Below are 8285 nucleotides of genomic sequence, written 5' to 3'. Positions count from 1 at the left end.
GGCCCGCAGCGCCACGGCGAACGATCCGCGCACCTGCTCGGTGACGGTGGCCGGCCCGTAGTCGCGGCGGCCGATCAGCTCGGCGGGGACCCGGCGCAGCAGCTCCTCCAGCCCCGCCTCGTCCCGTACGACGGGTGCGGCGAGCCAGCGGGCGTCGAACCCCGTCCCGGCCGGGGCGGCGGCCCCGAAGCGGACCGGGCAACCGAACATCGGCCCGTACTCGGCCGCGTACGGGGGCGCCGGATGGCCGAACCGGGCCCAGTGCAGGGGGATCCGGCGGCCGATCAGCCAGCTGGCCAGCCGGTGCCAGATCATCAGCGCGCTCTCCGCGAGGAACCAGCCCTCGGCGAGGCCCCGCAGATCGTTGCGGAGGAGGAGGACGGCCTCCCCGTGCCGTTCCTCCAGGGCGAGGTCGGGGCCGCCGGGGAACAGCCCGTAGAAGCGGACGGCCCGTGCCAGGGCGGTGCCGAGGTCGCGGCAGCCCACGCAGGCGTAGCCCATCATGGCGAAGGTCCCGGGCCGGCTCGGCACCCGGCCGAGGCCGAGGAACTCGTCCCGCGTCGCCCGGTGCAGGGCGCGCACCAGCCGCGCGAACTGCTCGGGCGTCACGCGCGCCGCGTCGTCCCTCAGCAGCAGTGGCGGTATCCGCGCGGTCTGCAGGAGCGGCACCACGTCCAGGCCGAGTCGTCGCGCCCCGCCGAGCGCGGCGCGCACCCGGTGCACGGTGATCGTCGGGGTGCCGTCCACGCGGAGCACGGTAGTGCCGGGGGCGTGATCCTTGGCAGGAAATTGACGGACGCGGCGCGGACGGTGGGAGCCGGGATTCACCGAACGCGGGGTGAAGGAAATCTAAGCGTTGTACAAACCGGGCGCGAAATGATCGTGGCGTGGGCCGGTGGTGCGCCGGGACGGCCGAATACAGCTGTTTTCCGGCCGATTCTCTCGCGATACAAAAGCAGGTGCCCTGCTTTCCGCCGCGAGGCGGAAGAGGCAGGGCACCTTGGGTACTGCACTGGCCCGGACCGAGGTCCGGGGAAGATCACGCCGGGGTGACGTTCTCCGCCTGCGGGCCCTTCGGGCCCTGGGTGACGTCGAAGGTGACCTGCTGGTTCTCCTCGAGGGAGCGGAAGCCAGCGGCGTTGATCGCGGAGTAGTGGACGAAGACGTCGGGGCCCCCGCCGTCCTGGGCGATGAAGCCGAAGCCCTTTTCAGCGTTGAACCACTTCACGGTTCCGGTAGCCATAAAGCCCTCCTTGGGCCAAAGGGTTGCCCTGCTCCAGAACCTGCGAGAAGTCTGAAAACTACAAAAGCCTGCGGGTCACATGCTCCGCAGGCCTTGTACTGCAAGGGAAACCAAACTGCAACTTGCGGCGAGCCTAGCACGCGGGCTTCCCGGGGGAAAGAGTCGAAGATCACCTCCAGGGCGGGTTTTCGGCGCCTTCCGGCCGGAAAAGATCCCTGGTCGGGCACTGGCCGCCCCGGAGCCCCGCGGGGACCCCGGTCGGGCGCCCGCCCCGGACCGGGGCTAGCCTCCGGATGTGGACAATTCAGCTTCAGACGTACCGTCCGTCACCGACCGTCCCGACGGGCTGCGTGCCCGTCCGCGCGTGGGTCACATCCAGTTCCTCAACTGCCTGCCCCTCTACTGGGGCCTGGCGCGCACGGGCACGCTGCTCGACCTGGATCTGCGGAAGGACACCCCGGAGAAGCTCAGCGAGCAGCTGATCGAGGGTGAGCTGGACATCGCTCCGGTCACGCTCGTCGAGTTCCTGAAGAACGCCGGCGACCTCGTCGCCCTGCCGGACATCGCGGTGGGCTGCGACGGCCCGGTCATGTCCTGCGTGATCGTCTCCAAGCTCCCCCTGGACCGGCTGGACGGGGCGCGCGTCGCCCTCGGCTCCACCTCGCGCACCTCCGTGCGCCTGGCGCAGCTGCTGCTCGCCGAGCGCCACGGCGTGCGGCCCGACTACTACACCTGTCCGCCCGATCTCGCCGCGATGATGCAGGAGGCGGACGCGGCGGTCCTCATCGGCGACGCGGCGCTGCGGGCCTCCCTGCACGACGCGCCCCGGCTCGGGCTGGAGGTCCACGATCTGGGGCGGATGTGGAAGGAGTGGACGGGCCTGCCGTTCGTCTTCGCCGTCTGGGCCGTCCGCCGCGACTACCTGGCCCGTGAGCCGCACATCGTGCGCACGGTCCACGAGGCGTTCCTGGCGTCCCGCGACCTGTCCCTGGAGGAGGTCACCAAGGTCGCCGAGCAGGCGGCGCACTGGGAGGCGTTCGACGCCGGGCTGCTGGAGCGCTACTTCACCACGCTCGACTTCCGCTTCGGCCCGGACCAGCTGGCGGGCGTCACCGAGTTCGCCCGGCGGACCGGGCCCACGACGGGCTTCCCGGCGGACGTGCGGGTGGAACTGCTGAAGCCCTGACCCCTCCGGGGAGGGGCCAGGGCTTCTCGGCCTCTTCGCGTCGCCGGGCTTCCGTGGAACGAACCGGGGCCCGGCGGCGCCGCGCGGGGCGGCGGTGCGGGGGTCAGGAGGCGGGCGTCGGGCCTTCCATGTGCTCGCTGATCCACTGGATGCTGCTGTTGCCCATGCCCTTCACATAGGTCTTGGCGTCGTGCTTGCCGCCCTGGATGACCTCGAGATGGGTGTGGATGGGGCCCTTGTTGCCGTAGGTGGCGATGTACTTGTCGACGCCCTGCCGCGTGATCGCGGCCTCCAGCGTGCCGTACTGGAAGGCGATGAAGACGTCCTTGTCGCCGTCCTTGTCCTTGCCGGCCTTGTCCTTGTTCTTGGCGCCCTTGGGGCTCTTGGGGGCCTTCGGGGCGTTGGCCTCGTCGATCAGCCGCTGCGAGAGCACCTCGGGGTTGTTCTCCCGCATCTCGGCCTCGTGGCCCTTCCACAGCGGGGAGTCCGGGACGATGTCCGGGCCGGAGGCGATCACGGCCTTGAACTTGTCCGGGTGCTTCATGACGGCCTTGAAGCCGGCGAAACCGCCGGAGGAGGAGCCCATGAAGGCCCAGCCGTCACGCGACTTCAGGGTGCGGAAGTTCTGCTTGACCAGGTCCGGGACGTCCTCGGTGAGCCAGGTGCCCATCTTGGGCTGGTTCGGGATGTCGCTGCCGTCGTAGTAGTACTTGGCGTCCGGGTTGAGGACCGGCATCGCGAGGATGAAGGGGAGGCTCTTGCCCTCCTGCGACCACTTGGCGATGGAGGACTCCAGGCCCAGGTCGGTGCCCATCCAGTAGTTGTTCGGGTAGCCGGGGCCACCGGGCAGCGCGATCAGGACGGGGAAGCCGCTGTTCTTGTACTTCGGGTCCTCGTACTGCTTGGGCGCCCAGACCCAGACCTTGCCCTTGAAGCCGGACTTCTTGCCGTCCAGCGTCGTCACGGCGATGTGGGTGCCGTCGCCCATGGTGTTGGCGTTCTTGAACTCCGCGGCCGGACCCGTGGGCATCAGCACCTTGGAGTCGGCCGGCTCGGCGCCACCGGTGGTGCCGCCCGCCTGGCCGCCCGCGGCCTGGTCCTGGCCGAAGCTGACCGGCTTGCCCTTGTCGGAGAAGGGGCCGATGTTCATGTACTTCATGACTCCGCCGGCGACGAGCGCCAGCACGGCTATGCACGCCGCGACGATGAGCCACGTCCTGCCGCGCCGGCGCCCCTGCGGCTCCGGCTCGTAGCCGCCGTACGGACCGTCGTGCCGGTCGTAGCCGTGCGGCTCGTACCCGTGCGGGTCGTACTGGTCGTCGGGCCGCCGGTAGTCCCCCGGGGCGGGGGGTGCCTGCCGGTACCCGCCGGCCGGCGGGTAGCCGCCGCCGTTCCCCGGCCGGCCACCGGTCTGCTGGTATCCCCCACTGGGCGGGTAGCCCCCGTTGGGTGAATGCGTCATCGCGTCGCTCCGGACTGATGCTGCTGCCCCGAAGGACATGACGGTTCGTTCCGTCGTAGTGGATGGCCGAACCCGGGTTCGGGGTTCCTCGGACACCCCGTGAATTGAGTCATAGGCGGCTCGCGGCACGGGCCGGTGGACGGGCCCGCCCGCCCCCTGTCCCGTCAGGCCCCTTATGTACGCTGAATCGTCGTACAACGAACCCTCCGAAGGGACGCCTCGGTGACCGAGAACGCCGACCTCACGTCTTGCGACGTCACAGCCGTCCTCGACCGCGCCGCGGCCGGTGGCCGGATCACCCCGGAGGAGGCGCTGGAGCTGTACCGCTCCGCGCCGCTGCACGCGCTGGGCGCGGCGGCCGACGCCGTGCGCCGCAAGCGGTACGCCGGCGTGGAGCACATCGCCACGTACATCATCGAGCGCAACATCAACTACACGAACGCGTGCGTCACCGCGTGCAAGTTCTGCGCCTTCTACGCCCCGCCGAAGAGCGACAAGGTGTGGACCCGGCCGCTCGACGACATCCTGCGTCGCTGCGCGGAGACCGTGGAGCTCGGCGGCACCCAGATCATGTTCCAGGGCGGCCACCACCCGGACTACGGCGTGGAGTACTACGAGGAGCACTTCGCGGCGATCAAGAAGGAGTTCCCGCAGCTCGTCATCCACTCCCTCGGTGCCTCCGAGATCGACCACATGTCGCGCATCTCGGGGGTGAGCGCCGAGGAGGCCATCCGCCGCATCCACGCCGCCGGGCTCGACTCCTTCGCGGGCGCCGGCGCCGAGCTGCTGCCGGCCCGGCCGCGGCAGGCGATCGCGCCGCTGAAGGAGTCCGGCGAGCGCTGGCTGGAGATCATGGAGATCGCCCACAACCTGGGCGTCGAGTCGACCTCCACCATGCTCATGGGCACGGGCGAGACCAACGCCGAGCGCATCGAGCACCTGCGCATGATCCGCGACGTCCAGGACCGCACGGGTGGCTTCCGCGCCTTCATCCCGTACACCTACCAGCCCGAGAACAACCATCTGAAGGGCCGGACGCAGGCCACGATCTTCGAGTACCTGCGCATGATCGCCATCGCGCGGCTCTTCCTCGACAACGTGGCCCACATCCAGGGCTCCTGGCTGACGACCGGCAAGGAGGTCGGCCAGCTCTCCCTGCACTACGGCGCGGACGACCTCGGCTCGATCATGCTGGAGGAGAACGTCGTCTCCTCGGCGGGCGCCAGGCACCGCTCCAACCGCATGGAGATCATCGACCTGATCCGCAAGGCGGGCCGCGTCCCGGCGCAGCGCGCCACGACGTACGAGCACCTGGTCGTGCACGACGACCCGGCGAACGACCCGGTCGACGACCGCGTCGTCTCGCACCTGTCCTCGACGGCGATCGAGGGCGGCACGGCGCACCCCGAGCTGACGATCGTCGAGGCGGGCTGACGGGCCGCCCGTGCTGACGCTGCACGCGGCGGACCTGCTGATCACCGCCCCCGGCACGGCTCCCGTGCCGGGCGGCGCGGTGGCCGTCGACGGTGACACGGTGGCGGCGCTCGGCCCGTACGAGGAGCTCGCCGCCGCGCTGCCGGACGCCCGGGTCCGCCGCTGGCCCGGCGTCCTCACGCCCGGCCTGCGCCAGCGGAACGCGGAGTGGCTGCTGACCCGCGCCTACCACCCGGACCCGCGCGAACACGCCGAGCTCGGCGACCGCCCGCTGACCGGCGACCGCCTCGCCGCACTGGACCTGACGGACACCCGCCGCTCGGGCAGCGTCCGCCGCGGCCTCCAGCAGATGCTGCGGCACGGCACGACGGCGGTGACGGGCCCGTTCACCGACCCGGTGGTCGCCACCGCGGTGGCCCGGTCGGGGCTGCGCGTCCTGCCGGGGGCCGCGGCGGGGGAGCCGGACCTGGACCCCCTGCGGGGAGCCCCGGACCTGGCGGACGTGACGGGCGCCCCTCTGACCGTGGGCGGGCGGGCCGACCTCGCGGCGTTCGACGTGCCGGACGCCGCGGCGCTGCTCGCGGCCGGGGCGGGGACATGCGTGGCGACGCTGCTTGCGGGGCGGCTGGTGTTCCGGCGAGTCTGAGGGCGCTCGGTTCCATCGACTTGGCGGGCATCGTCAAGCTCTGACGTCCCCGTCCAAGATCCGTGCGGGCCGTGGGGAAGAATGGCCGGGTGACCCGAGCATCCCTGGACAAGCAGCCGCACGAAGTCGCCGCGATGTTCGACGACGTGGCGGCGAAGTACGACCTGACCAACGACGTGCTCTCGCTCGGCCAGGCCCGCCTCTGGCGCAAGGCCGTGGCGCAGGCCGTGGACGCCCGGCCCGGGCAGAAGGTGCTGGACCTCGCGGCCGGCACGGGCACCTCCTCGATGCCGTTCGCGGCCGTCGGCGCGTACGTCGTACCGTGCGACTTCTCGCTCGGGATGCTGCGCGTGGGCAAGAAGCGTCAGCCCTGGATGCCGCTGACCGCCGGTGACGCGACCCGGCTGCCCTTCGCCGACGAGGTCTTCGACGCCGTCACCATCTCCTTCGGGCTGCGCAATGTGCAGGACACCGGTGCCGCGCTGCGCGAGATGCTGCGCGTGACCAAGCCCGGCGGGCGCGTGGTGATCTGCGAGTTCAGCCAGCCGACGTGGGCACCGTTCCGGCGCGTCTACACCGAGTACCTGATGCGTGCCCTGCCGCCCGTCGCGCGGGCCGTCAGCAGCAGCCCCGACGCGTACGTCTACCTCGCCGAGTCGATCCGTGCCTGGCCGGACCAGCCCGCGCTCGCCGGGCGGCTCCAGGAGGCCGGCTGGTCGAAGGTCGCCTGGCGCGATCTGACGGGCGGCATCGTCGCTCTGCACCGGGGTGTGAAGAGCCTCTGATACGCCGGACGAGGGGCGTGCACGTCTGTACGATCTTGGTCGCCCCTCGCCCGCCGTGTCCCGGAGCGCTCCATGCCGTCGTTCTGTCCCGCCTGTGGTTCCGCGTTCGTGACGGAAGCACGCTTCTGCATGACGTGCGGGAAGGAGCGGCCACCGGCCGGTGGGGCCGTGCCGCCGCCTCCACCGCCGGCGCCGCCGTCCTACGCCCCGGGAGCCGGTGCCGCGCTGTCGCCCGCCGTGCCGTCGCCCGCCGCGCTGTTCCTGCGGCGCGCGTTCACGGGTGACTGGGCCGGTGCCGCGAAGGCGGTGCTGTGGCCCGCCGTTCCGCTGTTCGTCCTGGCGCTCGTGGTCTCGCTCGCCTCCGACGGCGACTACGACGACATTCACTTCGCGAGCTGGTCCGAACGTTTCCAGGCAGCGCTGGGGCTGCTGTTGCAGGGGCTCGGTGCCGGCCTGGAGGTCGAGACCCGCCGGAACGGCGGACTGCTGACCTCGTTCGTGCAGGGGAGCGGCTCGATATCCGTCTGGCCGCTGACCATCACCGTCCTGTGGGCCTTCGCGGTCGCCGTCGGCGCCCGCCGGCTGCGCCGCTCGCAGGGGACGGGCGGCGGCGCGGAGGCCGCGCTGCGGATCGCGCTGCTCGCGGGCGCGGTCGTGCTGGCGCTCGGCCTGTACGGGCAGCCGGACGCCGATCTCGTCTCCATCGACACCACGCCGGTGCTCGCCGCGCTCTTCACCTTCGCCCTGTCGGGCGCGGTGAGCGCGGCCGTGCTGTGCCGCGACGCGCTGGCCGTGCGCCTGGGCGCCGGCGCGCTGATGGCCGTACGGGCGTGGGGCACGGCCCTGCGCGCCCTCGGGCTGTCGGTGGGGTTGTGCGGACTGATCGTCTTCGTCGTGATCGCCTCGCACCAGCACGAGGCGGGCGGCGGCGGGGCCGTGGCCGCCTCGCTGCTCTTCCTGGCCAACCTGGGTCTGATGGGCCTCGGGCTGTCCTGGGGCGCCGGCGTGGAGGGCTCGGCCAGTGACGGCGGCCGTCCGGAGGGCGGCACATTCGGCCTGTCCGAACTCGGTGACGCGGCCGGCTCGTCCGGCGGCTGGGCCCAGGCCGGCGCCCTGGCGGTGGGCGCGCTCTGTGCGGTCGTCCTTGCCGTCCTCGCCGCCCGCCGCTCCGCGGACCGGCGCGAACAGGCCCTGGCGGGCGCGTTCTTCCTGGGCGCGCTGTTGCTGCTGTCGTGCGTCTCCGGTGCGGAGATGAACATGTCGGCGGGCTCGGCGTTCGCGAGCCGCTCCCACGAGATGCACGCGAGCGTGGGCACGAACGGCGGCGAACTGTTGCTGTTCGGCCTGGTGTGGACGGCGGGCGCGGTGCTGCTGGCGACCCTCCTGGGCCGCACGAGCCTCGCGAGCCCGCGGCCCGCCTCCCCGGTTCCCGCTCACGGTTTCCCGCCGGCTCCCGGGATGCCGCCGGTCGCCCCGGCGACACCGCCCGCCTGGCCGGCGACCCCCGCCCCGGTCCCGCCCGCGCCGGC

Annotated in this window: 8 protein-coding genes; 5 read left to right on the top strand and 3 right to left on the bottom strand. The window is 72.0% G+C overall.

Annotated elements, in window-relative coordinates; genetic code table 11:
- Both AB0K09_RS25085 and AB0K09_RS25080 read right to left on the bottom strand, forming a co-directional pair.
- Positions 1-747 (bottom strand): AraC family transcriptional regulator (locus AB0K09_RS25085; RefSeq protein ID WP_366067637.1); only part of this gene is annotated, 747 nt, incomplete at its 3' end.
- 292 nt (positions 748-1039) lie between these two features.
- On the bottom strand, positions 1040-1243 hold the full coding sequence (locus AB0K09_RS25080; RefSeq protein WP_030067036.1) for a cold-shock protein: 204 nt from the start codon (positions 1241-1243) through the stop codon (positions 1040-1042).
- A 295-nt stretch (positions 1244-1538) separates the two neighbouring features.
- Between AB0K09_RS25080 and AB0K09_RS25075 the strand changes: the two genes are divergently transcribed.
- Positions 1539-2429, top strand: coding sequence for a menaquinone biosynthesis protein (locus AB0K09_RS25075; RefSeq protein ID WP_366067636.1), 891 nt, complete (start codon positions 1539-1541; stop codon positions 2427-2429).
- Between the two features lie 103 nt (positions 2430-2532).
- On the opposite strand, the gene AB0K09_RS25070 is transcribed toward AB0K09_RS25075, so the two are convergent.
- Entirely contained in the window at positions 2533-3891 is a 1359-nt protein-coding gene (locus AB0K09_RS25070; RefSeq protein WP_366067635.1) for an alpha/beta hydrolase-fold protein, read from the bottom strand.
- Positions 3892-4113: 222 nt separating this feature from the next.
- On the opposite strand from AB0K09_RS25070, the gene mqnC reads away from it, so the two are divergent.
- From mqnC to AB0K09_RS25050, 4 genes are all read left to right on the top strand, one after another.
- Entirely contained in the window at positions 4114-5325 is a 1212-nt protein-coding gene (mqnC, locus tag AB0K09_RS25065) for a cyclic dehypoxanthinyl futalosine synthase (RefSeq protein WP_366067634.1), read from the top strand.
- Positions 5326-5335: 10 nt separating this feature from the next.
- Complete coding sequence (locus AB0K09_RS25060) at positions 5336-5971, top strand: hypothetical protein (protein WP_366067633.1); 636 nt, start codon at positions 5336-5338, stop codon at positions 5969-5971.
- Positions 5972-6060: 89 nt separating this feature from the next.
- Positions 6061-6756 carry a demethylmenaquinone methyltransferase gene (locus AB0K09_RS25055; RefSeq protein WP_366067632.1) on the top strand — a complete coding sequence of 232 codons (696 nt, stop codon included), beginning with the start codon at positions 6061-6063 and terminating at the stop codon, positions 6754-6756.
- A 108-nt stretch (positions 6757-6864) separates the two neighbouring features.
- On the top strand, positions 6865-8285 hold a 1421-nt coding region (locus AB0K09_RS25050), incomplete at its 3' end, for a hypothetical protein (protein ID WP_366067631.1).

Source organism: Streptomyces sp. NPDC049577 (genome assembly GCF_040675635.1).
GTDB lineage: Bacteria > Actinomycetota > Actinomycetes > Streptomycetales > Streptomycetaceae > Streptomyces.
Note: the sequence above shows the minus strand (reverse complement) of the source record. Positions and strands in the feature narration are given on the sequence as shown.

What these genes read in the sequence shown, in the direction of transcription:
- AB0K09_RS25080 (WP_030067036.1), bottom strand. Translation starts at nt 1,243, where the DNA reads ATGGCTACCGGAACCGTGAAGTGGTTCAACGCTGAAAAGGGCTTCGGC.
- AB0K09_RS25070 (WP_366067635.1), bottom strand. Translation starts at nt 3,891, where the DNA reads ATGACGCATTCACCCAACGGGGGCTACCCGCCCAGTGGGGGATACCAG.